Raw genomic sequence first — 26,139 nt, forward strand, 5'->3', positions numbered from 1 at the left:
GTATAATGGCGAAAAATTAACTCAAGATAAAATGATTGAATATCAAAAGGATAGTAAGATTTTGCTATCTCTTCAAAAACATATCGGGACAGAAGAAATCAGATGGGTGGGAGAAAATAAAAAATTAGGCATTATTACTATAACTTATCACTAAATGTTATATGTAATAAACATAATTATCTTGTTTGTTTTATTTAAATAATATAAATGAAATTTGCAGAATTTATTTGTGATTTGGTTCAATGAATGATTTTTAATAACATTTTTGCAAATCATTTAATAAAGTTAATGTTTTTATTTTGTAGTCAAAAATTAACTTTTGATATTTATCAATAAAAAGTGTCAATGTCGTATTTTTTTCATGTGAAATAGTTATGATGGAAGGGAAGGAATAAAAGGTAGCTTAGTCTGAGTTAATGGAAAAACGAAAGTGAGGTGACCATGCGAAATTATCTTAAATTGCTAATTAGCTGTTTGTTGGTTTCATGGCTTTCTTATGGGTATGCAGAATCTAATGGAGGAGTCATTCGGTTTTCAGGCGCAATTGTTGATCCAGGATGTCAAGTTGTCATATCAAATATCCAGGCTAATATCTCTTGCTATCGGTTAGGGAAAAACCTCACTGTTAAGCAAATCATCTCAACTAAGAAAACAACAGGTAATGTTATGCTTCCCGGGAACATTGGTGTTTCCAGTGTGAAGTGGACGGATAACCAAAAACGAGTGGCAATCGTTAATGTGGATTATTTCTGATTTAATAGGTAATGAGTTGCTCTTTTTATCGAATATTATTTCGACGAAGAGAGCAACTCATATTTAAAGAGTATAGGATTAATCACAACGTCCCATATAACGACGTTCCGCAATATGAATGCGGATTTTTTCGCCTGAACTCAGATATTCAGGAACTTGAACAGTCAACCCTGTACTCATTTTGGCGGGCTTAGTCCTGGCACTTGCTGATGCGCCTTTAATACCCGGTGATGTTTCTTCAATGACCATATCAACAGTTTGTGGTAATTCAAGAGCCAGTAATTGTCCATCCATCGTTAGGACTTGCATTCCCGGTAAACCCTCTTCTGGAATGAAAAGTAATTCTTCTTCGATTTGATCTTTCTTGAAGTGATAGGGAGTGAAATCTTCATCATCCATGAATATATATTCATCACCATCAATATAAGAAAAACTTACACTACGGCGAGTTAATGTAATACTTTCAAGAATATCATCACCTTTGAAACGCTCTTCCACTTTTTGACCAGTACGAATATCAGTAAAACGCATTTTATACAAAGTGCTGGCTCCGCGTGCGCTAGGAGACTGAATATCGATGTCTTTGACTAATAGTAGTTTTCCATTGTGGCTGATTGCAGCACCGCGTTTAATTTCATTGGCTTTAGCCATAGATACCTTCCATAAGAACGAGGAAATAGTGGAATGAATATTCAAGTGGCGACAAAATTACTCGCAGTCGGTCTGTTAGGCAAGAGTTGAATGAATGCCCCAGTAAAAATACTGGGGAATAAGGAAGGTATTAACGATAAGTAGGCAACAAATTAAACAAAGAGAGAATATGAGCTGTCGCATTGATCAAGCCGAACAGAATAACAAAAGCAATCAGGAAATTACCGCCCGGAACCCGGTAGCCAGATGTTGGATAACGTTTACGACTAGCCCGAACCATTAACGCAGGGATAATCACTGCCCAGATGGTTGCTGCCAGACCTGCAAAGCCGATTGCGTACAGAAAGCCATTGGGAAAAATCAGTGCCAGTACAGTGGGTGGAATAAATGTAATTAATGCTGTCTTAAAACGACCTTTGCCACTGTCATCGAATTTAAAAAAGTCAGCCAGATAATCAAACAACCCCAGCGATACGCCTAAGAAGGAGCTGGTCAGTGCCATATATGAAAAGGCATTCAGGAACTGGGTCACGGTTGCATTGTTGGATGTATTATCCATTTGTTGCAGTAAGTTACCAATATTGCCCCCATCCGCAATAATTTGTTTGAAAGCTTCACGGGGAATGTTTCCCTGAATCACATACTGCCACAAAATATAGATGACTAATGTTATTAATGTTCCGTATAACAAGCTGCGAGCAACAGCTTTACTGTCTTTGTGATAATACTTGATCAGTCCGGGAACATTACCGTGATAGCCAAATGAGGCTAGTAGATAAGGCAGGGCGACTAAAGCGTAAGGCAAATAATTCGCTTCGGTATTGGCTTGATCAAATAAAATAGCTGGTTTTACTTCAGTAAACATACCACCAACAGACATGATAAAGGTGATTACCATACCGCCTATTAGGATAGTGCTTAAACGGTCTACAGCTTTCGTGGATAACCAGACAATGAAGGCAACGATAAAGGCGAAAATCAGACCGGCGACGGATTGTTTTACCGGGATAATATGCTCAATGTTGTGAACAATAATTGAGCTCCCCGCTGAAACATAAGCATAGGTCAGGATATACAGAACAAAAGTGATGGATAAGCCTGTCAGGATGCTCCAGCCATTGCCTAGTAAATCTTGGGTAACCGTATGGAAACTGGAGCCAGCGGGATAATGCAGATTAGCTTCCATAATCATCAGGCTAGAAAAATACAGGCATGCGCAGGTATACACCAGCAAAATGACTGAACCTGTAAACCACACGCCTGAGGTAACAATTGGAATGGAAAACATACCAGCACCGATAGCAGTACCGGCAATGATCATCGCGCCGCCAAATATGGAGGGGCGTTTTAAATTTTGCGTTACCTCAATGGTCATAGAGACTCCCTGATGAATGGTGTTACCTTGTACTAGCGCGAAGATACATTAATAAATAATATGTGTAAACAAATATTTATGGAAACGAATTAAGTTGAGTTGTCACATTTTGGATACAAAGGTGAGGCAGGTTATTGGAATGAACCTGCCTTAAGGAATATTAAATTTCTGGGTACGTTTTCCTAATAGAACTTCACCCTTATCGTTAACGATAACAACACCTACTCCGACAACAACTGACACTGATATATTCCTCCGGACCGTACCTAATTACGCTGGTTCAGATAGATTTTATCTATCTGTAACAGCTTTCTTTTGTTACCTAACAAGAAATCATGTCGCAGCATATTTTTACTTTTAGATCGCGGTGACACAATGATCAATCAAGGAGTAATTTTAACTGAAACGATTCAATTTTGATGATATAAATACATAGATAAATCTTAACGTTACTTATGACTGTTTATTCAGGAGAAACCGGGCAAGATGAGCCGCCGAGTTGCCACAATTACCTTAAATCCAGCTTATGATTTAGTTGGTTTATGCCCAGATATTACTAAGGGAACCGTTAATCGTGTACAGACAGCGGGGTTGAATGCTGCTGGTAAAGGAAACAATGTTGCGAAGGTACTGCGTGACTTAGGGATTGATGTTACTGTCAGCGGTTTTTTGGGGCGGGAGAATCAGGAAGGGTTTCAGCAGTTTTTCAGCGAAAATAATATGGTAAATCGCTTCCATTTGGTTTCAGGGCGAACGCGAATCAATGTAAAACTGACAGAAAAACACGGTGAAGTGACGGATTTTAATTTTTCCGGTTTCCATGTGACGCCAGAAGAATGGGATCAATTTGTCAGTGATTCTCTCACGTGGTTGGGGCAGTTTGATATGGTTGTTGTCAGTGGCAGTTTGCCAGAGGGAGTGACACCCGAGTTGTTTTCAGATTGGATGATGCAACTACGGCAGTGTTGCCCTTGTATTATTTTTGACAGTAGCCGCGAAGCTTTCGTTGCGGGTCTCAACGCATTGCCATGGCTGGTAAAACCCAATCGCCATGAATTGGAAATTTGGGCCGGTAAACCACTGCCGGATTTGAACAGTGTGATTGATGCTGCCCATAAGTTACGTAACAGAGGGATTGCCCATGTCGTCATATCATTGGGAGAGCAGGGGGCATTATGGGTTAATTCCTCTGGCGCGTGGCTGGCAAAACCGCCCCATTGTGAGGTAGTCAGCACTGTTGGGGCAGGGGATTCCATGGTGGGTGGATTGGTTTATGGTTTGCTGATGCGTGAATCCAGTGAGCATACATTGCGTCTGGCAACCGCAGTTTCTGCACTTACGGTCAGCCAGTCGAACGTTGGAATTAGAAGCCGTACTGAACTTGCTTCAATGATGTCAAGGATTGAACTGACTTCAGTCAGATAATCAGTTCTGTTGGGATTTCAGCCAGGCAATTTCCTGAGCCCAAATATCTGGATTGATCGTTTCGAGTACTAAGGGAATACCATTGAAGCGATCATCTTTCATGATATAGCTGAAAGGTGTTTTGCCGATATTGCCTTCGCCAAGACTGTGATGTCGGTCAACGCGGCTGGAAAATTCACTTTTGGCATCGTTCAAATGCATAGCTTTAAGATATTTGAACCCAACTATTTTATCGAATGCCTGAAAAGTTTCATCACAGTCTTTTTCCGTACGTAAATCATAACCTGCAGCGAAAGCGTGGCAGGTATCAATACAGACGCCAACCCGGTTTTTGTCTTCAACACCGTCAATAATCGCAGCGAGTTGTTCAAACTTAAAACCAAGGTTGGTTCCTTGCCCGGCGGTATTCTCGATGACAGCAATGACGCCTCGTGTTTTGTCTAACGTGATATTAATGGATTCTGCGATACGAGCGAGGCACTTATCTATGTCAATTTTATTGAGATGGCTGCCCGGATGGAAGTTGAGTAGATCGATGCCCAACTGTTCACAGCGCTGCATTTCATCAAGAAATGCAGCACGGGATTTTTCCAGTGCTTCCGTTTCAGGATGACCAAGGTTGATTAAATAGCTGTCATGGGGAAGAATTTGTCGGCTGCCATAACCATAACGTTCACAGTTTGCCCTGAATTTATCAATGACATCTGTTGATAGCGGCGGGGCGTGCCACTGGCGCTGATTTTTCGTGAACAGGGCAAATGCTGTTGCTTTTAATTCGTGGGCACGGGTCACCGCCTGATCAACACCACCCGCTGCGCTCACATGAGCTCCAACAAATTTCATATTCTTTTCTCCTATTTTCTCGTCATTATGGCATTGTTTGTTCCGTTGATACAATTTTGCCGGAAACAGTCAATTCAACTGAGAGTTAGATCCTCTTTATGGTGGATTAGCTAAATAAATGCTGAATGCCCTGATTGACGATTAACCCTCCCACCATTAGCCAAATAAACAGGATGAGTGCCAATAAAATGGGCTTAATTCCTGCCTGACGAATAGCGCTGATATGCGTGGTTAAGCCTAATGCAACCATTGCCATTGTCAGCATGATGGTATCCACGGCAATGATATCGTTAACAAGGGATTCAGGTAATAAACGAAAAGAATTGAAACCTGCTGTCGCAATAAAGAACACAGCAAACCACGGAATAGTGATTGGGGATTTTTTCTGTTCGGTCTGGCAATGTGGTGTTTTCATGCGGCTGATATAACCGGAAAGTAGCAACAGGAATGGTGCCAATAACATCACGCGGATCATTTTGCTAATGACGGCCGCATTTTCAGCATCGCTTCCTAATGTATGCCCAATAGCGACAACTTGAGCAACTTCATGAACGGTTGAACCAGAAAAGATACCAAATGTTTCTTGAGAAAAGTTAAACCACTGGTAATGGGTATTGAGCTGGTAAAACCACGGATAGATAAAGATTGCAAGCGTGCCAAAAATTACCACCGTAGATACAGCCACAGCGACTTTGCTAGGAGTGGCTTTGACGACGGGTTCTGTTGCCATAACAGCCGCAGCGCCACAAATGCTGCTACCGGCACCAATCAGGATGACGGTTTGATTATCCAACTGAAAAAAAGAGCGTCCAACCCATAAGGCGATAAAAAAAGTTGAAGAAAGCATAATGACATCAATCAGTATTCCTGTTGCACCTACGTCGGTGATTTGTTGGAACGTTAATCGAAATCCGTAAAGAATGATGCCTGCCCGCAACAAATAGTGTTTGGAAACATGAACGCCACTATCACAAGTGGGTTTTAAAAAAGGATAGAGTGTGTTGCCGACACAAATTCCTAATAAAATAGCGAGTGTCAGGACGCCTAACCCCATATTTATAAACCATGGAATATTACCAATATAGATAGCAAGGGCAGTCAGGATTGCGGTTAATATGAATCCAGGAATGAATTTTATTGCAGTGTGTCGGTGGCTTTTTTCTGGTTCACCGAATTGAGTTTCAGACATTTGGGCTACTCTATTGCTTATGTATTTTTGAAATAAGCATATAGCTAATATTTAAATCAATAAAATTGATAATTTTTATATATATAACCACTAAAAATAGTTAATTGTAGGTGACTTTTGTTAAGTTGCATAATACTGTCTAAAATCAAGATTACCTTTCTACTTATTTTGCTTCCCGTGAGGCCATATGCGTATCACTCTGAGACAACTGGAGATTTTTGCAGAAGTTCTGAAAAGTGGTTCAACGACACAGGCTTCTCAGCAGTTGGCGTTATCACAATCTGCGGTGAGTGCTTCACTGACAGATCTCGAAGGACAGTTGGGAGTACGGCTGTTTGATAGAGTAGGGAAACGTCTGGTGACTAATGAACATGGGCGTTTGCTCTATCCTAAGGCATTAGCATTACTTGAACAGGCTGGAGAAGTGGAGCAGCTTTTCAAACTTGAATTGGGGGCATTGCGGCTAGCGGCCAGTAGCACGATTGGCAACTATATGTTGCCTGAAATGCTGGCGAAATATCGTCAGGATTACCCTGATACGCCATTGGAATTGAATATCGGCAATACTGAAGATGTCATAAAGGCGGTTGCAGAATTTCGTGTCGACTTGGGGTTGATTGAAGGTTTGTGTCATGATCCTGATTTGATCACTCAACCGTGGATGAAAGATGAGCTAATTATCTTTTCTTCGCCAGAAAGTTCATTATTGCAACGTGATCTTACTATTGAGGATTTGATTACAGCACCTTGGATATTGAGAGAAAAAGGTTCAGGGACCAGAGAAGTGTTAGATCATCTTCTGTTCTCACAAATACCTCGGTTCAATATCGCAATGGAACTGGGAAATTCGGAAGCCATTAAACATGCGGTTCAGTATGGAATGGGGATAAGTTGCCTTTCACGGAAGGTCGTTCAAGAGCAATTAAAAAACGGGACGTTAACTGAACTTATCATCCCTGGCCTTAGTCTCAATCGTAACCTGTACTTGATTCACCATCGTCAGAAACATATGTCCAATGCACTGCAAAAGTTACTGCATTATTGTCGCTAGTGTTAAGAGCATAATCGTGTAGCTTATAATTGGTTATGGATTATGAAGGTATCTTATAACCACGAATCGCCGCTATTCTGGAGACGAGGATTTGTTACAATTCCGCATTAAAGTTATTTTAATGATACAGGAATAGAATGTCTCAAGAACAATGTACGCCACGGGATCAGGCTCCGAAAAACCTGCGCCGTGAATTAAAAGCACGACATATGGCAATGATTGCCATCGGTGGATCAATTGGTACGGGATTATTTGTTGCTTCAGGCGCAACTATTTCTCAGGCTGGCCCAGGTGGAGCTTTACTTTCCTATGCCTTAATTGGCCTCATGGTCTATTTCTTGATGACCAGTTTAGGCGAATTGGCTGCGTACATGCCGGTTTCTGGATCGTTTTCAACCTATGGCTCCAAATATGTGGATGAAGGTTTTGGCTTCGCATTGGGCTGGAACTACTGGTATAACTGGGCGGTGACGATTGCTGTTGACCTTGTCGCTGCACAATTAGTTATGGGGTATTGGTTTACTGATGTCCCTGGCTGGATATGGAGTGCGTTGTTCCTTGGCCTGGTTTTTTTGTTGAATTTCATCTCTGTTAAAGGCTTTGGTGAAGCAGAATATTGGTTCTCCTTGATTAAAGTCTCTACGGTTATTGTTTTTATCATCATCGGTATTCTGATGATCGCCGGCATTATGAAAGGTGCTGAGGGGGCTGGCTGGCATAACTGGGCCGTTGATGATGCGCCATTTGCAGGTGGTTTTGCTGCTATGATTGGCGTGGCCATGATTGTCGGCTTTTCCTTTCAGGGCACAGAATTGATTGGGATCACCGCCGGAGAATCCAAAGATCCAGCGAAAAACATTCCTCGTGCGGTTCGTAAAGTATTCTGGCGTATCCTGCTGTTTTATGTGTTCGCTATTTTGATCATCAGCCTAATTATTCCTTACACTGATCCGAGCTTATTGCGTAATGGGGTGAAAGATATCAGTGTCAGTCCATTCACATTGGTATTTCAAAATGCTGGATTGCTGTCAGCGGCTGCCATAATGAATGCAGTGATATTGACTGCTGTGCTTTCGGCTGGGAATTCAGGAATGTATGCCTCTACCCGAATGCTGTTCACTCTCGCAAGAGAAGGTAAAGCACCGAAAATTTTTGGTCATTTGTCGAAAGGTGGGGTTCCACGTAATGCACTTTATGTAACCACTGTGGTGGCAGGATTGTGTTTCCTCAGCTCTATGTTTGGCAACCAAACCGTTTATCTGTGGTTATTGAATACCTCAGGGATGACCGGGTTTATCGCTTGGTTAGGAATTGCAATCAGTCATTACCGTTTCCGTAAAGGCTATGTTGCGCGCGGGCTGGATCTGAATGACCTGCCATATCGTTCCGGTTTCTTTCCTATTGGGCCAATTTTTGCCTTTATTTTGTGTTTGGCTATCACATTGGGGCAGAACTATCAGGCGTTTCTACAAGATAAGATTGATTGGTATGGCGTTATTGCAACGTACATTGGCATTCCATTATTTCTGATTATTTGGTTTGGTTACAAATTGAAAAAGAAAACCCGCTTTGTTAAGTATAATGAGATGGAATTTCCAGTATTCAAATACACCGATAAAGAATAGTTGTGAATAAATATTCAATGGATTGATATTTATTGATTACAACATCATGACTTTTTTGTGACAAAAAGCTGCCTATTCTGTGATGGAATCGGCAGTTTTTATTTTTCAGGGGATTAGAGGAAAAATATAGACTGTAAATTTGGGATACACCGAATCAATCGCATTGATAAGTATTCTTATTTGCTTTATTGTTAGCGCCACAATTGTTGCATGAAGAGGCTAACTAAAGTGAAGTTTGTATTTCGAGCAGTCGTGAAAAGTATGGGTGTCAGTCTGATAGCAGGCTCCGCCATGATGGCAAGTTTTGCATCTTGGGCTGAAACAGTCACTGATGTTGCTGGACGTACCGTAGAAGTGCCTGAGAAAGTCAACCGGATTTTGTTGGGCGAAGGTCGTCTATTCCATTCTGTTGCACTGTTGGAAGGAGATAAACCTCTGGCTCGCATTGCTGGCTGGCAAGGTGATTTCCGCAAGCTAGATCCGCAAACTTACGCCATCTATAAAGCTAAATTCCCTGAAATCGATAACATTCCCCTGATTGGTAATACCAGCGAGGATAGTGTCAGTTCTGAAAAAGTACTTACATTGAATCCTGATGTTGCTATTTTTGGTCTGTCTGGGCATGGTCCCGGAAAAAACAGCGAACTGGTAAAACAGTTGGAAAAAGCGGGTATTCCGGTTGTTTTTGTCGATTTCCGCAATGATCCTTTGAAAAACACATTACCTAGCCTCCGTATGCTGGGCAAAATCCTGCACCGTGAAGAACAAGCAAATGCTTACGCCGATTTTTATGAAAAAAATCTGAAACTGGTGACTGATATTACTGATCGTATACCAGAAGCTGAGAAGCCTTCCGTATTTATTGAGTTAAGAGCAGGCTCCAGCGAAGATTGCTGTGGTACGGCGGGTAACGGCAATATGGGGAATTTCATTGACTTGGCTGGAGGCAAAAACATTGCCAAAAATGTATTGCCATCTCCATTGGGTACAATGAATCTGGAAAAAGTGATTGCCGATGATCCTTATATCTACATTGCAAGTGGTGCACAAGATCCGGGTGATAAAGATGAGGGCATTAAAATGGGAGCCCAGACTTCCGCAGATATTGCCCGTGCTGGACTAAAAGCCATCACTGAACGTAATGGCATCAACACATTAACCGCAGTGAAAGAAGGCCGTAGCTATGCTATTTGGCACCACTACTACAACTCTCCTTATAATGTTGTTGTTACGCAAGTTTTTGCCAAATGGTTCTACCCTGAAAAATTTGCTGACTTAGATCCACAGCAAACATTGAAAGAGCTTCACAATAAATTCTTGGCTGTTGAACCAGCAGGTACGTATTGGGTTAGTGAGAAATAAGTAGTAACAGGTAATAAAAATGAGCGTCACTACCGAGCCTATGCCAATGGTGAAACAGAAATTAAATGAGTGCGATATAAAAGCACATTATCGTCATATCCTGCGTCGACGTATTGCATGGATATTGTTCATCATTTTGGTGATTGGTACTTCTGTTGTACTGGATTTTACAATGGGGCCATCGGGGTTATCACTGCAATCCCTTTGGCAAACACTGATTTCACCGGAAAGTGTTAACGCAGCAACCCGGGTGATTGTTTGGGATATTCGATTACCCTATGCTCTGATGGCGGTAGTGATTGGCCTGTCTCTCGGGCTGGCCGGTGCTGAAATGCAGACAATCCTGAATAACCCATTAGCCAGCCCGTTTACTTTGGGTGTTTCCCATGCCGCTTCTTTTGGTGCGGCATTGGCCATTGTGCTTGGAATTGGTATTCCTGGCATTCCGGATCAGTGGTTCATCTCGGCAAATGCTTTTCTTTTTGCATTGCTGGCCGCGTTGATGCTTGATGGCATTACCCGCTGGACAAGAGTGGCAACTTCCGGTGTTGTATTGTTCGGCATTGCGATGGTATTTACCTTCGATGCGCTGGTTTCTATGATGCAATTTATTGCCACGGAAGATACCTTACAGGGTTTGGTCTTCTGGACGATGGGGAGTCTTGCCAGAGCGACGTGGGAAAAACTGGGCGTTATGATGCTGGTCTTTTCCGTTATTATGCCTATCTCAATGAGCAATTCCTGGAAATTGACCGCGTTGCGCTTGGGAGAAGATCGCGCTACCAGCTTTGGAATCAATATCAGCCGTCTTCGTTTAGGAACATTACTGCGTATTAGTATTCTGACTGCATTAGCGGTTGCGTTTGTTGGGCCAATTGCTTTTATCGGGCTGGTGGCACCTCATATCGCCAGAATAATGTTTGGTGAAGATCATCGTTTCTTCCTGCCTGCGAGTGCATTAATTGGCGCACTGGTTTTGTCGATGGCCTCTATTGTCTCTAAGAACTTAATTCCGGGTATCATTATACCGGTGGGGATCGTGACATCGTTAGTGGGTGTGCCTTTCTTCCTTAGCATAGTTTTACGCCATAGGGGGAATGTATGAGTCAGGGGCTAAAAATAAATCGTCTGATAACGGGGTATCCGAAACATCCTGTCATCCAAAATCTGGATGTTAAGCCATTGCCGCGTGGTCAAATTACCGTATTGCTGGGGCCGAATGGCTGTGGAAAATCCACGCTGTTACGTGCTCTGGCGGGTTTGAATAAAGCCAGTGGTGAATTACTGCTGGATGGGCAGGATTTGATGCAGATGAGTTTTGCCCAACGCGCAAAAAGCGTGGTGTATTTACCTCAATCGCTACCAGCGGGCGTTCATCTCCATGTACTCGAATCTGTGATTGTTGCTCAGCGAGCATCAGGTGGTGTAAGTAGTAGCCAGTGTGAGAAAGAAGTTATGGAGCTGCTACGCCAGCTTGGTATTGATCATTTGGCTCTTAGCTACTTGGATCAATTATCGGGTGGTCAGAAACAGTTGGTTGGATTGGCTCAGTCATTAATCCGCCATCCGGCACTATTGTTACTTGATGAACCATTAAGTGCACTGGATTTAAATTACCAGTATCACGTCATGGATTTGGTTGCACGAGAAACGAGACGTCGTAATATTATTACTGTTGTTGTTGTTCACGATATAAATATTGCGTTGCGTCACGCAGACCATGTATTAATGCTAAAGAAAGGCCAATTAATTTCTGAAGGTGCACCTGAACAGGTTATCACACCTGATAGTTTGGCTGAGGTTTATGGTATCAAAGGCCGAATTGAGCGTTGTTCTCAGGGGGTACCACAAGTATTAATTGATGGCTTAGTGGCGGAATTGGCGAGTTAGAATAATAAAAGATATAAACTGTTTTATTAAATTAAAAAGTCATTAATTTAATAAGCATAACACTGACAGGGATAAATATTTATCCCTGTGTTGCGGGTGTATGTCGATTATCCATATTAAATTAAATTAATTCTATTCTATTCTATTCTATTCTATCTTTTGGAGAATCGGGAATGGCTGTTTTTGCAAAGAAAAAAATCGTATTAGGCATTATTGCTGCTATCTCATCCAGCACTGTTTTGACTGTTAATGCAGCTAATGGCGGTGAAGATAAAATAGTTGTAACAACCGCAGCGGGTTTCCAGCAAAAAATTGAAGATGCACCTGCTTCCATTTCAGTTGTTAGCCGTGAACAGTTGGAAACTAAAGCTTACCGTGATGTGACGGATGCATTGAAAGATGTGCCAGGGGTGGTTGTTACGGGCGGTGGTAGTAAAAGTGATATTAGTATGCGTGGGATGGCATCAAAATATACCTTGATTTTAATTGATGGAAAACGTGTAGATACTCGTTCGACTCGACCAAATAGCGATGGTCCAGGTATTGAACAAGGATGGTTACCACCATTATCTGCGATTGAGCGTATTGAAGTAGTGCGTGGGCCAATGTCTGCTCTCTATGGTTCTGATGCCATGGGGGGAGTAATTAATGTTATCACACGTAAAGCACAAAAAGAGTGGAAAGCTAGTTTACGTGCCGATACGACACTAACCGAAAGTAAAGATTCAGGCAATAGCTATCAAACCAATGTGTATGCGGCAGGTCCTGTAATTGATGGGCTGTTGGGATTAAAAGTAATGGGTTTGTTTTCTCATCGTAATGAAGACAAATTCTTTGATGGCTTTAGAGAACAAGAGATGCGTAATGGAGCAGCAACTTTATCTCTGACACCGGATGAGCAAAATACTTTCGATTTTGAAATTGGGAGATATGAGCAGGATCGCAATACTACTAAAGGGAAATCAGATAATAGCACAGGTAAGGAAAAGTTTTCTCGTAATAATTATTCCATTACTCATAATGGTATTTATGATTTTGGTACAGTCACTTCCTATATTCAAAAAGATGAATCACGAAACCCTAGTCGTGAAATGAAATATAGTGACACTGTATTTAATAGTCATGTGAATTTTATCTTAGATGAACATACATTAACGGTGGGTGGACAATACCGTTATGAGACTTTAAGGGATAATCAAAATAGACTGCTATCAGAGAAAAAGGTAGATAAATTAGATCGTTGGAGTTGGGCTCTTTTCGTCGAAGATGAATGGCAAATGACCAATGATTTTGCCTTAACGAGCGGTATTCGCATGGATAAGGATGAAGAGTTTGGTATTCATTGGACTCCGCGTGTATATGGTGTATGGCACTTAAATGAACAATGGACATTAAAAGGCGGGATAGCAACAGGATATCGTTCTCCTGAATTGCGTCAGGTTTCTTCTGATTGGGGGCAAGGTACAGGTGGCTCATCTAAAGAAATAGATAAGGGTCTTTATGAGAAAACAGCCGTTATTGTTGGTAATCCAGACCTAAAACCAGAAAAAAGCCTGAATCAAGAAATTAGTATAATTTGGAATAATCAGGAGAACCTGGACATTGGCTTGACTTTGTTCAATACAGATTACAAAGATAAGATCACGGAATTACGTCGTTGTACCGACACAAGAGGTGGTTGGGATAAAAAATGTACAATTGGCGATGCGGCTTATAAGTTTATCAGTGATCGTGTGAACGTAGATAAGGCTAATCTTCGAGGTATCGAGACCACTATGAATTGGGATATAGTGGAAAGCTTATCATTAGCGGCAAACTATACATACACTGAGTCAGAGCAAAAAAGCGGTAAAGAAAAGGGAATAGCTTTAAACAAAGTGCCAAAGCATATGGTTAATGCAACATTGAACTGGCAGGCACTTCCAGAAATGGAAACGTGGGCTCGTGTAAACTTTAGAAGTAAATCAACAGATTATATATATCGTGGTCAACCAAGAGCAGGTACACCATCCTATACTTTTGTTGATCTCGGTGTGTCTTATAATCTGACAAAAGACCTTCGTCTTCTGGGGGGAGTTTACAACCTTTTTGACAAATGCGTTACCCAAGAAATCCATGGCGCAGTTCTAGATGGCCGCCGTTACAATATCGGCATCAATTATGATTTTTAATTAATATTTCGTTTTTTCATTAATATTAGTCATTATACTTAACATTTAGACGTAATATAAAAGCATCCCACATCAATTTTATGATGATGGGATGATTTTTTTGACATCAACGTCATCATAATCAATTGGCAAATAGTTTCGCTCTGTGCTAAAAATTTACAGAGGCTAATCAATGGATATGATGGCGTTAAATTTCAGCACTGACTCAGTAAGAGCCTATCCTCTAAGGCTTTGTAGTGTCGTAAAAAATAATAGATTTTTAGTGTTATAGCACTTGCTATTTCTGGACTCGAAGTGCAAAATGCGTGCACTAAAAATAACTGATGCGTAAATATGCATCAGTTATTTTTTTTGCGTTGAGTTATTTTTTACAACACCAAGAGGCCGGATTTTGTTCCGGATCGATACTGACCAAAAGCAACCATAATTGAAATAAGGTTGCTGTACTGAGGAATGCAAATATGGAGCAATTATTCTCTTTTGCACTTGTGCCGATTGGCGCTCGTTGCTGCAACGATGACTATGGGGCATGGCGCTCTATTAATTTACCATCCTCTAATTTTTCTTTCTTTTCTGTTTATAGACAGATGCGAAGTCTACCCAGTAACTATCGATTAAGTAGTTGTATCAGTACCCAAATCGAAGTTATGGGAGGTTTCGCTCATGTCGCATAATTCAATCTCTCTCGGCACTAACCAAGCCAGTGCCAATAACCGCGTCCAACTGAGAAAAACCTTGACCTTGTTTCAGGTGGTCATGATGGGCCTTGCTTATATACAGCCAATGACTATCTTTGATACTTTTGGTATTGTCTCCAAATTAACGGATGGGCATGTCGCGACATCTTATGCTATCGCACTGATCGCAATTTTATTTACAGCTTTAAGTTACGGGAAATTAGTAAAACGTTTTCCATCAGCAGGCTCTGCCTATACATATGTACAAAAATCAATGAACCCCCATCTTGGGTTTATGGTAGGTTGGTCATCTTTGCTGGATTATCTGCTTATGCCGATGATCAATATCCTGCTGGCAAAAATTTATCTTCAAGCCATTTTCCCCGGTGTTGATCCTTGGATCTTTGTCGTTGGTTTGGCAATTTTGATGACAGTTTTCAACCTGAGTGGTATCAACGTTGTGGCTAACCTCAACGGTTTGATCGTGGTTGTGCAAGTAGCTGTTATAGTGGCATTTGTTGGCTTATTAATGTACGGCGTACATCATGGTGAAGGTGCTGGCACATTGCTCAGTATGCGGCCGTTTACGTCGGAAGAAGCGAAATTGATTCCAATGATAACCGGAGCGACGATACTTTGTTTCTCTTTCCTCGGGTTTGACGGCATCAGTTCCTTGTCTGAAGAAACACCTAATGCGGAAAAGGTCATTCCGAAAGCGATTTTCCTGACCGCATTAATTGGTGGTGTTATCTTCATTGCGGTATCTTATTTCTTACAACTCTATTTCCCTGATATTTCGCGGTTTAAAAACCCGGATGAATCTCAGCCGGAAATTATGTTGTATGTTGCCGGGGCACTATTCCAAGCGATTATTTTAGTCTTCTCTTGTGTCACTGTAATGGCTTCCGGTATGGCTGCTCATGCAGGTGTCTCCCGGCTGCTTTATGTGATGGGGCGTGATGGTGTACTGCCTGAGAAAGTGTTTGCTTATGTTCATCCAAAATGGCGTACTCCTGCGATTAACGTCCTATTGGTTGGCATTGTTGCTCTGTCAGCCTGTTGGTTGAATCTGGTGACTGCAACTGCATTGATTAATTTTGGTGCACTGGTGGCATTTACTTTCGTTAACTTGTCGGTGATCTCGCAATTCTATGTTCGTGAACGCCGCAATAATACACTGAAAGACACCTTGAATTTCTTGATCCTGCCACTTTTGGGGGCAGCGACAGTAGGTGTTTTGTGGATGAACCTGGAAGCAAAATCGATGGAATTAGGTTTGATTTGGGGCGGATTTGGTCTCCTTTATATGTTCTTTGTGACCCGTAGCTTCCGTCAACCAATGCCACAGTTCAGTGAGTCATGACAGTAAAAGATGATTTCAGATTGCCGCTACTACAGTAGTGGCCTGAAAGAAAAGAGTACATTGATACTTTTTTGAAACAGCACCTTCGGGTGCTGTTTTTAAAGCAAAAACAGCACCTTCGGGTGCTGTTTTTGCTTTAAAAACAGGAAATAGAAAAAATAGAAAAAAGCAGTTATTGCATGAAGAACATTAAAATGCAGTCAGTGCCTAATAGATTCCAAGTTGAAATATGGATAAGAAATCAACAAATTGTAATGGAAAGGGTATAATAGATAATAATTTCGCCATACCTGATTGATTTCAGCAAGAGCCTGTCTGGTAAGTTCTCATAAGGTAATAGTACTATTATGAATGATGTTAAAAGTCCACAAAATCAACAACTAATTGCTGTTCTCACCAATATCGTTGGTTCTTCCCATATCCTCACTGAACCCAGAAAAACAGAACGTTATCGAAAAGGTTTTCGTTCCGGGCAAGGAAATGCCCTTGCGGTTGTGTTTCCGGGTTCGCTATTGGAACAGTGGAAAGTTTTCAAAGCTTGTGTTGAAGCTGACAAAATTATCTTAATGCAAGCAGCTAATACTGGATTAACGGAAGGTTCTACACCGAATGGCGATAACTATGACCGTGATATCGTTATCATAAGCACCCTACGGATGGATAAAATTCAGGTACTTCAATCTACCAATCAAGTTATTGCTTTTCCCGGCAGTACATTATGGCATCTGGAAAAAGTATTGAAACCGTTGGGGCGCGAACCTCATTCAGTTATAGGTTCATCCTGTATTGGTGCCTCTGTTATTGGGGGAATTTGTAATAATTCAGGGGGTTCTCTGGTTCAGCGTGGACCCGCTTATACCGAAATGGCGTTATATGGTCGCGTTAATGAAAAAGGTGAGGCTGAACTTATTAACCATTTGGGAATAGCATTAGGTGATAAACCTGAAGATATTCTGTCTCGTCTGGAAGAGCAGCATTATCGTGCCGAAGATATTGAGCACACTGAAAGAGTTGCTTCTGATCATGAATATTCACAGCGTATCAGGGATGTTGATGCAGAAACTCCATCACGTTTTAATGCCGATGAGCGCAGGTTGTTTGAAGCCTCTGGCTGTGCGGGTAAATTAGTTGTCTTTGCTGTTCGTCTTGATACTTTTCCGGCAGAATCATCTTCGCAGGTTTTTTATATTGGCACGAATCAACCTGAGGTCTTGACGGAGTTACGCCGCCATATTCTGTCAAATTTCCGGAACTTGCCCGTTGCCGGAGAATACATGCATCGGGATATTTTTGATATTGCTGAAATGTATGGAAAAGATACTTTCGTCATGATTGATAAACTAGGCACAGATAAAATGCCAATGTTTTTCAGCCTGAAAGGGCGAATGGATGCCATATTGGGTAAAGTACCGTTTTTGCCTTCTCATTTAACCGACCGGGCCATGCAGGGCTTGAGCCGTTTATTACCTGCTCATTTGCCTGCTCGTCTGAAAGAGTACCGGAATCGTTTTGAACATCACTTAATGCTGAAAATGTCTGGTAAAGGTATTAAGGAAGCGAGTGAGTGGTTGAAAAGCTACTTCAAACAGGCTGAGGGAGAATATTTTGCCTGTACGCCAGAAGAAGGAGCAAAAGCATTTTTACACCGTTTTGCAGCCGCAGGGGCCGCTATTCGTTATCAAGCTGTTCACAGTAATGAAGTGGAAGATATTCTGGCACTGGATATTGCTCTGCGACGCAATGATCGTGAATGGTTTGAAACCTTGCCTGAAGATATAAATGAAGCATTAGTGCATCGGCTGTATTATGGTCATTTTATGTGCCATGTATTCCATCAGGATTATATTGTCAAAAAGGGTACAGATGTTTATGCACTGAAAGCAAAAATGTTGGAAATTTTGAATCAACGTGGAGCCGAGTATCCTGCTGAACACAATGTGGGTCATTTATATGAAGCTAAACCGCAGCTCAAACAGTTCTATCAGATGACTGATCCTACCAACACCTTAAATCCGGGAATTGGCAAAACCTCCAAACTAAAAAATTGGGCGGGGGAGTGTGGATGCCAGCATATAGATCACCAGCATGATTAGCTTGTTTTAATGAAGAAATAGAAAAAGACAATCCTTCAGGTTTTGTCTTTTTCTATCGTAAAACATGGAAATTGGGTGGAAGTTTTATCCAGCTAGTTGGACTGCATAATCAACCAATGCTTTTAACTGGCGGCATTTTTCTTCATCAGCTTGATATTCAACAAAAAGCTCGTCAATCGTTGCAAGATATTGACTAATACTTTCTTGTGTCAAGATATCTCGACGATGGCGCAACCAGCGTTGTTGTTCGTCATAATCCAGAGTTGCCGGATAGTTTCTGGCGCGATAACGGAATAAGAGTGCCTTAATGCGTACATCCTGGAACGATAAATCCAATGCCGGTAAATTCTGAGGGGCTGTTTCCCGGATAATTTCCATTGCGGTTTTATCGGCATCACCGAAAAAGCCGTTATACAACTTAGTATCGACATTATCAGATTCTGGAAATTCTTCCGGATGAGAAAACAATTCAACAACTTTTTCTCTGATTTGAGGATGATTGCGCAAAATAGCTAAATTTTGTTCGCATTGATTGCGATCTAATCCTACTCGTTCTGTATCCGCTGGCCGTAATGTATTTTCTGGTGCGATGATTGGGCACTTATTGATATGTACTAATTTAATGGGGACTGGAGTTTGACCTGGCTGTAGTTCATTACGCCGGGTGTATAAACGATCGCGTAATTCATCTGCATTGAGTTCCAATAATGGGGTGAGATCGCCCGCCAGATCACACATGATCACCGCGTTACGATTTGTTGGATGCCATGCTAAGGGTGCAATAAGGCTAATATTACTGCGTAACGTACCAAACATACCTGATACATGAACCAGAGGTTTCATTTGCGGAATATCAATCTGATGGCTGATCTTCTGTTTATTTCTTAATTGGAAAAAGTAATCAAACAAACGAGGTTGAGCTTTTTTTACCAATTTTGCCATTGCGATAGTGGCATAAACATCGGACATAGCATCATGGGCCTGAGTATGTTCAACACCGTTGGCTTTTGTCAGATGTTCTAGCTTGAAACTCGGTAAACCATCATCATTTTCTGGCCAGATAATACCTTCTGGGCGCAAGGCATAGCAGGCACGTAATACATCAAGAAGATCCCAGCGGGAATTACCTTTTTGCCAACTATAAGCGTAAGGATCGTAAAAATTACGATAAAAAATGTTGCGACTGACTTCGTCATCAAAACGAATATTATTGTATCCAAGAATACACGTATTCGGTTTACTGAATGCTGCATGGATTTGACGAGCAAACTCCGCCTCATTGACGCCTTTTTTCAGAGCCAATTGTGGTGTAATGCCTGTGATCATGACAGCCTCAGGATCAGGAAGATAATCGTCAGAGGGGGCACAATACACCACTAAAGGTTCTTCAATGATATTGAAATCACTGTCGGTGCGAACGCCTGCAAATTGAGCGGGACGATCTAGGGCAGGGTGTTTACCAAAAGTTTCGTAATCATGAAAGTAGAAACTTTGTTCTTCTTTACTGGTGTTCAACGTTGAGTTATCCCCATTTAATTTATCAATTAATTATAGAGTTAGGCTTTTATTGGCGTCTCATTTGTTTGGCTAATGTAGCTAAATTTCTTTACTGTTTTCCTGAGGAAATACTGTGTATGTGTACCAAACTCATGTTTAAGATGTGTACTCAGAATTACGGTTCTCAGTGACACCAGATTAAGCCTTTTACATGGTAAACCATATTCAGGCCAATCTGAATTATTAGATATGGGTGGCTTTGGGATTAAGGTATCCGTTCTGTTGTGATATTCCCTTCCGCATATCAAAAAGCACACTTGCCGATTATCGGGTAAGGCGTGCTAACCAAACAGGTGTGCTTTTTGATATGAGAGAATAGAAAAAATGGTCGGATGCCCTTTAATTCGGTGTTGCTATTTGGTCAGAGAAAGGAGTGCATATGCATGGATGTTAGCAGCATCTGCATTAAGGTGTACCAATCCTCTATCTAGCAAACGTAAGTCTATGTTGCTGTTATCCCATATAAGTGGGTCAACACAATCATCAGATAGAAGATCAGGGATATAATATTTTGTACCTTTCAGGGGCGGTTTTCTTTCAGGTACAGGTACGTCACATTCGCCAATGCGGACAATGAGTGGATTAGGCTTTAGCCTGAATTCCAATGTCTGGATAAAAATTAAATTTTTAGTGCAATTCTGCCAATTTTCGGAAGCGTCCTTGCGATATTGAAACCAGCGCCATGGTTCATCATGTTCGGCTGCGAGTTTTGCATATTCTTCAATTAAAGCCGCGTGTGGATGCGGATACACGGCTACCACAGTGTCAGAATGAACAAAAACCCCATTAATCGAATACTTACCGTTATCTTGCTCTGTGAGTTTATAAATCTTGTTTTTAACTAAATTGTTTTGGGGATCATCTTTCCCGATATATTTGGCGTACATGTGTATTCCTCGGCCTGTGCAATGTTTAACTCATTACAGTCCACTCGAAAATGAGCTAGAGTTAGTTAAATCTGCAGTAATTCAAGCTTTGACTTTTTACCGAAACCTGTTTTCCAATGTATTTCAGGCAATTTTTTAAATTTTCCCAGTGTGGGCAATATTACCTAAGGTTTCGACAAGATTTAATAAACCGATTTTGGATTTTATGATGGGGCCGTTAGTATGAGGCATGTGAATTCACTGCTTGCAATCTGTTTACGCGATCAAGGGAGGTTGATTGGTATGGGACGTGTGATTGGAGATGGAGCATGTTTCTTTCACATAGTAGACATTATGGTTGATCCTGACTACCAGCTTACAGCGCCAAGTGCTCAAGGAATGCATTGTCGTTTAATGCCCTTGTTATGGCTCAAATTAATATAAAGGATAATGAAATGAGTTGTTCACTTTGTCATGATCTTTGTGTGAAGCATGTTATTCACAGCCCCAAAGAGTTATGTGAAGCAATCTGTGTAGACCCCATCAATAAATTGTCGAAACTGACTTGTCTATGTGCTGCTTGAAATTGTATTGTGTAGTTAGCATAAGAAATTATCGGTCTGATTAAAAAGGTGTAAAAAATGGACAACACAAATAAGCCAACATTCCACAATGTACTGGAGTTTGTGCGTATATTCCGTCGTAAGAACAAATTACAGCGCGAAATTGTAGATAATGAGAAAAAAATTCGAGATAACCAAAAGCGTGTACTCCTCCTCGATAACCTAAGTGATTACATCAAACCGGGAATGTCGGTTGAAGATATTCAAGGGATTATCGCTCATATGCGCAGTGATTATGAAGAGCGCGTTGATGAATACATCATCAAAAATGCTGAACTGTCTAAAGAGCGCCGGGAGTTATCTAAGAAACTCAAAGCGATGGATAGTGGAATCAAGTGAGTTTTAGTTGTTCAAGTTTGAACAGACAATTAACCACGCCTAATGGCGTGGTTATGTTTTTAGGATCTTTTGTAAATCAGTTCCAATGCGGTTTTAGCTCAGGATCAACTAAGGCATAAATCTGATAGTAAGTTTGTCCATCTTCGGCCATTTGTGCCAATTGCTTGGCGACATCTTCCCGACTTACCATGCCATGAACTTCTTCTTGATAACGCTGGCAATGTCCTGTACCTGATTGATCAGTTAAGCCACCAGGACGAATAATTGTAAAATCCAATGTACTGGTTTGTAGATAACTCTCTGCGAGTGATTTGTGCCGGACTGACTGCCCAAATAATGATTTGGCCCGTGGAGATAATGTTTTCCAACTGTCACCACATCCGATAGATGTCACCAATAACATGCGGGAGATCTTAGCCTGTTCCAACACATCTATGATGGCAATATTTCCGTAATGATCGGCATCTCCCCCTCCAATAGTTGAAAAAATGATCGGATTTTCTCCTGCTTGTGAAATCGCTTTTTCTATACTCTTTTTGTCACAGGCATCACCGTGTATTACGTTAACGCCTGCTGTACTCAGTTCCAACACCTGTTGATCATCGCGGATTAATGCTGTGACAGGGCGTTTCTGTTCCAGAGCGATAGCCGCCAGATGGCGTCCGACACCTTTTCCAGCACCAAAAATAAGCCAAGGTTTCATAGATGGGAATTTCTCCATAAAATTAACTATATTAAATGAGAATGATAATCATCCGATTTTATTGGAATAGTTGGTTAAATAAAATCAAATTGACCTATATTTATCGTATATGGATAAAAAAATGGCTCCTAACAAGAGGAGCCATTTTGAGTTTTACAGAAAATCACATTATCTGATTATTCGAATGATTGTGGTTTCGACATAGCAGAAGTTGCGATATTTGTTGCAGAATGCCCACCTGCACCACCTTTACCGTTGAACGGATAATCAGGGCGCTGCCATTCAGTGATAACAACAGGTTTTGTTGCCATATCTGGTGCTGGCGCTTTCGTCATTGGGGAATAAGCGTGATGATTTTTTTCCATGATAATCGAAGACTCAGCAGCTTTTGCCTCTTTCGTTTTAACTTCCTCTGCCTTAGCGCATACTTCCGTTGCGACAGTTGGTTGTTCTTCATGATGTTCCTGTTCAAGAATAGGCGTCACAACGATGGTTTCCGCAGGGTGACGTGTTTCTTCAGTATCATGTGATGCTACATTATCATGCTGTACTGTTTCATGGAGCACGGTTTCATTAGGTACAGCTTCATGAGATACAGCTTTATGAGATGTAATATCACCTAAAACTTCTGGCTGATGTTTTTCATGATGATTGATAATAGGTTCCGCGATTTCCGGTTCTACAGATATCGTGATAGGCGCATCATTGCTGGTTGATTCAGCTTTGCCATGAGTCGTGACATCTTGTTTTTCAACAACCTCAATATGAACTTCTGTTGAAGTTGGCACAGACTCTACTACTGCTGGCATTAGAATCACATTTTCTTGCTGCGCAGGTGTTGTTTTTTCTTCAATGGTATCAATAGCTACCGGGGTTTCAAGCTCAACAGGTGTTACTGGTGTGACGGGATAACGAACCCAAACTTTGCCTGATGCCAGTTCTGGTGATACCACAGCCATTGTTAATGGCACTGGTGATTGAGTCAGATTACGTTCATCACGATAACGACGACGACGTTGACCACTGACACGTAAGTGGCGTGGCGAACGGCGGGAGCGACGTGGCATCGTGTTATCTTGTTGCTCATTATTTTGTGAGGCAATGTTTTGTGAAACTGAGTTTTGTGAAGCTGAGTTTTGCACAACCGGACTTTGTGGCATAGCTGGTTGATTTGCTGCTTCAATATTCGTATCAATAACGGCAGGGACAGGCGCTTTAGCTTTTTGCGCTTCTTCTGTGTTTGTTGATACAGTTTCAGGCATTACTGTTGGTAAGGCAGCAATGCTGACCTCTTTTTTCACTTCATCAATGATGCGTATTTTCTGCTCAAGCTGGCGACGTTGACGACGAGGCATGACAGGCTGGAGCTCTTCAACTTCCTCTTCGACAACCTCAGGTTTATTTATTACCTGTTGAGCTTTGGCTTCCTGTTGTTGCTGACGTTTTTCTTCCTGACGACGACGCTGACGTTCAGCACGTTGTTCACGGCGTTGTTGTTGCTGTGCTTCACGAGCTTCATTGTCTATTGTCAGGTTTTCTTGAGTATTATTTTTCTGCTGAACATTGCGGCTCTTGCGTTGTTCATCGCGTTCGCGGTTATTGCGAGTTTCATTCTCGTTGCGTTCACGGCGTTGATTCTGGCGGCGAGAGTTGCGACGTTCTGCTGGACGACGGTTATCATTACCAGAGGATTTTCTCCCCTTTTCCTGAGTTTGTTTTTCTTCTTCACCACTGAATATTTTCTTCAGGGCAGAAACAAAACGGCTGAGCAACCCAGGTTTTTCAGCTTGCTTCTGGTTATTAACAGTCGCCTTTTTCTCTTTTGCTTTTGCTACAGCAGGTGCCGGTGTTTCTGCTGGCAGATCAAACGCTGAAATGGCAGGTTGTTCTGGACGCTTACGCTCAGGCTGGCTGTCATCCTGAGCGTTTATCATTTCTGCTTCATGAATTTGTGGGAGCATATAGCTTAAAACAGAAATTTCTTCACCTTTACGTACACGTAAAACGGAGAAATGCGGAGTCTGCATCTGATCGTTTGGAACAATAACAACGCCTACACCACCTTGGCGATGTTCAATTGCGCTGACTGCCTTACGCTTTTCATTCAGTAAGTAGGAAGCAATTTGTACCGGAACAATAGCATGAACCTGATATGTATTTTCTTTTAGTGCTTCTTCTTCGATGAGGCGCAGTATTGACAAGGAAAGTGATTCATTGTCGCGAATAGTTCCTGTGCCGCTACAACGAGGGCAGACATGATGGCTGGATTCACCCAGAGATGGGCTTAAACGCTGGCGTGACATTTCCAATAGGCCAAAGCGGGAAATACGGCCAATTTGAATACGAGCCCGATCTTGGCGTACCGCATCACGCAACCGATTTTCAACTTCACGCTGGTGACGAACCGGCGTCATGTCAATAAAGTCAATAACAATAAGGCCACCGAGGTCACGCAAACGCAATTGGCGGGCAATTTCATCAGCAGCTTCCAAGTTAGTATTAAAGGCCGTTTCCTCGATATCACCACCGCGGGTTGAGCGGGATGAGTTAATATCGATTGCGGTCAAGGCTTCAGTCGTATCAATGACCACTGAACCACCGGAAGGCAGACGAACTTCACGCTGGAAAGCCGATTCAATTTGCGACTCTATTTGATAATGGCTGAACAGGGGAACTTCACCGCTGTACAACTTGATTTTACTGGCAAAATCAGGACGGCCCAGAGCAGTGATGTGTTGGCGTGCCAAGTCAAGAATTTTCGGATTATCAATCAAGATTTCGCCGATATCTGGACGCAGATAATCACGGAAAGCCCGCACGATAACATTGCTTTCCTGATGAATCAGGAATGGAGCGGGGTGGTTGTCAGCCGCTTTCTTAATCGCTTCCCAATGTTTCAGACGGAAGTTCAAATCTCCCTGCAAGGCTTCAGCAGATTTGCCTACACCTGCGGTACGGACGATAAGCCCCATCCCCTCAGGAACTTCAAGAGAAGAAAGAGCCTCTTTTAATTCGATACGATCATCACCTTCGATGCGGCGAGAAATTCCGCCTGCTCTTGGGTTATTTGGCATCAGAACCAGATAGCTGCCAGCCAGACTGATAAAGGTTGTTAAAGCTGCACCTTTATTGCCTCGTTCTTCTTTATCAACCTGAACGATGACTTCCTGACCTTCTTTAAGGATATCCTTAATATTAGGGCGGCCATGGGAGTGATAATTACTTGGGAAATATTCGCGAGCAATTTCTTTAATGGGGAGGAAACCATGCCGTTCTGCGCCATAATCAACAAAAGCAGCTTCTAGGCTAGGTTCAATCCGGGTAATTTTACCTTTATAAATATTGGCCTTTTTCTGCTCGTGTCCTGGGCTTTCAATATCCAAATCATAAAGACGCTGCCCATCAACAAGGGCAACACGCAACTCTTCTTGTTGAGTTGCGTTGATTAACATTCTTTTCATTCTAACTTACTCATTATTTTTTACATTAATATAGAGCGGCGAGTAAAAAAGAGATGCGCTACTGGTTACCGATGGCCTCGTGTCTTTTACAAAACCGCCAGCCTCACGGCTATCGTTTGTAT

Annotated in this window: 19 protein-coding genes and 1 pseudogene; 11 read left to right on the plus strand and 9 right to left on the minus strand. The window is 41.8% G+C overall.

Translation table 11 applies throughout. The features are described 5' to 3' along the window. Window positions 1–441: 441 nt before the first annotated feature. The gene (locus AB204_RS16095) at window positions 442–753 is read left to right on the plus strand and encodes a hypothetical protein (RefSeq protein WP_047964392.1); all 312 of its coding nucleotides are present in this window, start codon (window positions 442–444) and stop codon (window positions 751–753) included. 78 nt (window positions 754–831) lie between these two features. On the opposite strand, the gene yeiP is transcribed toward AB204_RS16095, so the two are convergent. The 3 genes and pseudogenes from yeiP to AB204_RS24020 all read right to left on the minus strand — a co-directional run. After that, entirely contained in the window at window positions 832–1,404 is a 573-nt protein-coding gene (gene yeiP / locus AB204_RS16100) for an elongation factor P-like protein YeiP (RefSeq protein WP_047964393.1), read from the minus strand. 130 nt (window positions 1,405–1,534) lie between these two features. Then, window positions 1,535–2,779 (minus strand): tryptophan permease, encoded by a 1,245-nt coding sequence (gene mtr, locus AB204_RS16105; RefSeq protein WP_047964394.1) that lies wholly within the window; start codon window positions 2,777–2,779, stop codon window positions 1,535–1,537. A 165-nt stretch (window positions 2,780–2,944) separates the two neighbouring features. Continuing rightward, window positions 2,945–3,022: pseudogene (locus AB204_RS24020) on the minus strand (nucleotide triphosphate diphosphatase NUDT15); the annotation flags it as partial. Between the two features lie 243 nt (window positions 3,023–3,265). Between AB204_RS24020 and fruK the strand changes: the two are divergent. Beyond that, the gene (fruK, locus tag AB204_RS16110) at window positions 3,266–4,204 is read left to right on the plus strand and encodes a 1-phosphofructokinase (RefSeq protein ID WP_047964395.1); all 939 of its coding nucleotides are present in this window, start codon (window positions 3,266–3,268) and stop codon (window positions 4,202–4,204) included. On the opposite strand, the gene nfo is transcribed toward fruK, so the two are convergent. Both nfo and AB204_RS16120 read right to left on the minus strand, forming a co-directional pair. After that, window positions 4,205–5,047: a deoxyribonuclease IV gene (gene nfo / locus AB204_RS16115; RefSeq protein WP_047964396.1), complete on the minus strand. Its 843-nt coding sequence runs from the start codon at window positions 5,045–5,047 to the stop codon at window positions 4,205–4,207. Between the two features lie 106 nt (window positions 5,048–5,153). Continuing rightward, window positions 5,154–6,236, minus strand: a complete 1,083-nt coding sequence (locus AB204_RS16120; RefSeq protein WP_047964397.1) for a YeiH family protein — start codon at window positions 6,234–6,236, stop codon at window positions 5,154–5,156. A 187-nt stretch (window positions 6,237–6,423) separates the two neighbouring features. Here AB204_RS16120 and yieE point away from each other — a divergent pair, with 187 nt between their 5' ends. From yieE to dld, 8 genes are all read left to right on the plus strand, one after another. After that, complete coding sequence (yieE, locus tag AB204_RS16125; RefSeq protein WP_047964398.1) at window positions 6,424–7,287, plus strand: DNA-binding transcriptional regulator YeiE; 864 nt, start codon at window positions 6,424–6,426, stop codon at window positions 7,285–7,287. 137 nt (window positions 7,288–7,424) lie between these two features. Then, the gene (locus tag AB204_RS16130; RefSeq protein WP_047964399.1) at window positions 7,425–8,912 is read left to right on the plus strand and encodes an amino acid permease; all 1,488 of its coding nucleotides are present in this window, start codon (window positions 7,425–7,427) and stop codon (window positions 8,910–8,912) included. 228 nt (window positions 8,913–9,140) lie between these two features. Then, window positions 9,141–10,274, plus strand: coding sequence for an ABC transporter substrate-binding protein (locus AB204_RS16135; protein WP_047964400.1), 1,134 nt, complete (start codon window positions 9,141–9,143; stop codon window positions 10,272–10,274). Between the two features lie 19 nt (window positions 10,275–10,293). After that, on the plus strand, window positions 10,294–11,379 hold the full coding sequence (locus AB204_RS16140; RefSeq protein ID WP_047964401.1) for a FecCD family ABC transporter permease: 1,086 nt from the start codon (window positions 10,294–10,296) through the stop codon (window positions 11,377–11,379). Beyond that, entirely contained in the window at window positions 11,376–12,164 is a 789-nt protein-coding gene (locus AB204_RS16145) for an ABC transporter ATP-binding protein (RefSeq protein WP_047964402.1), read from the plus strand. Before AB204_RS16140 ends, AB204_RS16145 begins: the two co-directional genes overlap by 4 nt. A gap of 173 nt (window positions 12,165–12,337) precedes the next feature. Then, on the plus strand, window positions 12,338–14,335 hold the full coding sequence (locus AB204_RS16150) for a ligand-gated channel protein (protein ID WP_047964403.1): 1,998 nt from the start codon (window positions 12,338–12,340) through the stop codon (window positions 14,333–14,335). A 663-nt stretch (window positions 14,336–14,998) separates the two neighbouring features. After that, window positions 14,999–16,375 (plus strand): APC family permease, encoded by a 1,377-nt coding sequence (locus AB204_RS16155; protein ID WP_047964404.1) that lies wholly within the window; start codon window positions 14,999–15,001, stop codon window positions 16,373–16,375. A 347-nt stretch (window positions 16,376–16,722) separates the two neighbouring features. Further along, on the plus strand, window positions 16,723–18,468 hold the full coding sequence (gene dld / locus AB204_RS16160) for a D-lactate dehydrogenase (protein WP_047964405.1): 1,746 nt from the start codon (window positions 16,723–16,725) through the stop codon (window positions 18,466–18,468). Window positions 18,469–18,552: 84 nt separating this feature from the next. On the opposite strand, the gene sbcB is transcribed toward dld, so the two are convergent. Together sbcB and AB204_RS16170 are read right to left on the minus strand one after the other, a co-directional pair. Then, window positions 18,553–19,983 carry an exodeoxyribonuclease I gene (sbcB, locus tag AB204_RS16165; RefSeq protein ID WP_047964406.1) on the minus strand — a complete coding sequence of 477 codons (1,431 nt, stop codon included), beginning with the start codon at window positions 19,981–19,983 and terminating at the stop codon, window positions 18,553–18,555. 395 nt (window positions 19,984–20,378) lie between these two features. Continuing rightward, entirely contained in the window at window positions 20,379–20,912 is a 534-nt protein-coding gene (locus tag AB204_RS16170; protein WP_047964407.1) for a hypothetical protein, read from the minus strand. 620 nt (window positions 20,913–21,532) lie between these two features. Here AB204_RS16170 and tmaR point away from each other — a divergent pair. Beyond that, a complete protein-coding gene (gene tmaR, locus AB204_RS16175) occupies window positions 21,533–21,853 on the plus strand; it encodes a PTS system regulator TmaR (RefSeq protein WP_047964408.1) in 321 nt (106 codons plus the stop codon). A gap of 76 nt (window positions 21,854–21,929) precedes the next feature. Here the strand turns inward: tmaR and AB204_RS16180 are convergent, their stop codons facing one another. Both AB204_RS16180 and rne read right to left on the minus strand, forming a co-directional pair. Then, window positions 21,930–22,556, minus strand: a complete 627-nt coding sequence (locus AB204_RS16180; protein WP_047964409.1) for an SDR family oxidoreductase — start codon at window positions 22,554–22,556, stop codon at window positions 21,930–21,932. A 176-nt stretch (window positions 22,557–22,732) separates the two neighbouring features. Further along, window positions 22,733–26,017 (minus strand): ribonuclease E, encoded by a 3,285-nt coding sequence (gene rne / locus AB204_RS16185; RefSeq protein ID WP_047964410.1) that lies wholly within the window; start codon window positions 26,015–26,017, stop codon window positions 22,733–22,735. Window positions 26,018–26,139: the final 122 nt, after the last annotated feature.

The sequence above is a fragment of the Xenorhabdus khoisanae genome (assembly GCF_001037465.1).
Lineage (GTDB): Bacteria > Pseudomonadota > Gammaproteobacteria > Enterobacterales > Enterobacteriaceae > Xenorhabdus > Xenorhabdus khoisanae.

Coding starts and splice junctions, on each gene's coding strand:
- yieE (WP_047964398.1), top strand. CDS start 6,424: ATGCGTATCACTCTGAGACAACTGGAGATTTTTGCAGAAGTTCTGAAA.
- yeiP (WP_047964393.1), bottom strand. CDS start 1,404: ATGGCTAAAGCCAATGAAATTAAACGCGGTGCTGCAATCAGCCACAAT.
- dld (WP_047964405.1), top strand. CDS start 16,723: ATGAATGATGTTAAAAGTCCACAAAATCAACAACTAATTGCTGTTCTC.
- AB204_RS16145 (WP_047964402.1), top strand. CDS start 11,376: ATGAGTCAGGGGCTAAAAATAAATCGTCTGATAACGGGGTATCCGAAA.
- nfo (WP_047964396.1), bottom strand. CDS start 5,047: ATGAAATTTGTTGGAGCTCATGTGAGCGCAGCGGGTGGTGTTGATCAG.
- AB204_RS16140 (WP_047964401.1), top strand. CDS start 10,294: ATGAGCGTCACTACCGAGCCTATGCCAATGGTGAAACAGAAATTAAAT.
- AB204_RS16095 (WP_047964392.1), top strand. CDS start 442: ATGCGAAATTATCTTAAATTGCTAATTAGCTGTTTGTTGGTTTCATGG.
- rne (WP_047964410.1), bottom strand. CDS start 26,017: ATGAAAAGAATGTTAATCAACGCAACTCAACAAGAAGAGTTGCGTGTT.
- AB204_RS16120 (WP_047964397.1), bottom strand. CDS start 6,236: ATGTCTGAAACTCAATTCGGTGAACCAGAAAAAAGCCACCGACACACT.
- AB204_RS16150 (WP_047964403.1), top strand. CDS start 12,338: ATGGCTGTTTTTGCAAAGAAAAAAATCGTATTAGGCATTATTGCTGCT.
- mtr (WP_047964394.1), bottom strand. CDS start 2,779: ATGACCATTGAGGTAACGCAAAATTTAAAACGCCCCTCCATATTTGGC.
- AB204_RS16170 (WP_047964407.1), bottom strand. CDS start 20,912: ATGTACGCCAAATATATCGGGAAAGATGATCCCCAAAACAATTTAGTT.
- fruK (WP_047964395.1), top strand. CDS start 3,266: ATGAGCCGCCGAGTTGCCACAATTACCTTAAATCCAGCTTATGATTTA.
- AB204_RS16155 (WP_047964404.1), top strand. CDS start 14,999: ATGTCGCATAATTCAATCTCTCTCGGCACTAACCAAGCCAGTGCCAAT.
- AB204_RS16180 (WP_047964409.1), bottom strand. CDS start 22,556: ATGAAACCTTGGCTTATTTTTGGTGCTGGAAAAGGTGTCGGACGCCAT.
- AB204_RS16130 (WP_047964399.1), top strand. CDS start 7,425: ATGTCTCAAGAACAATGTACGCCACGGGATCAGGCTCCGAAAAACCTG.
- tmaR (WP_047964408.1), top strand. CDS start 21,533: ATGGACAACACAAATAAGCCAACATTCCACAATGTACTGGAGTTTGTG.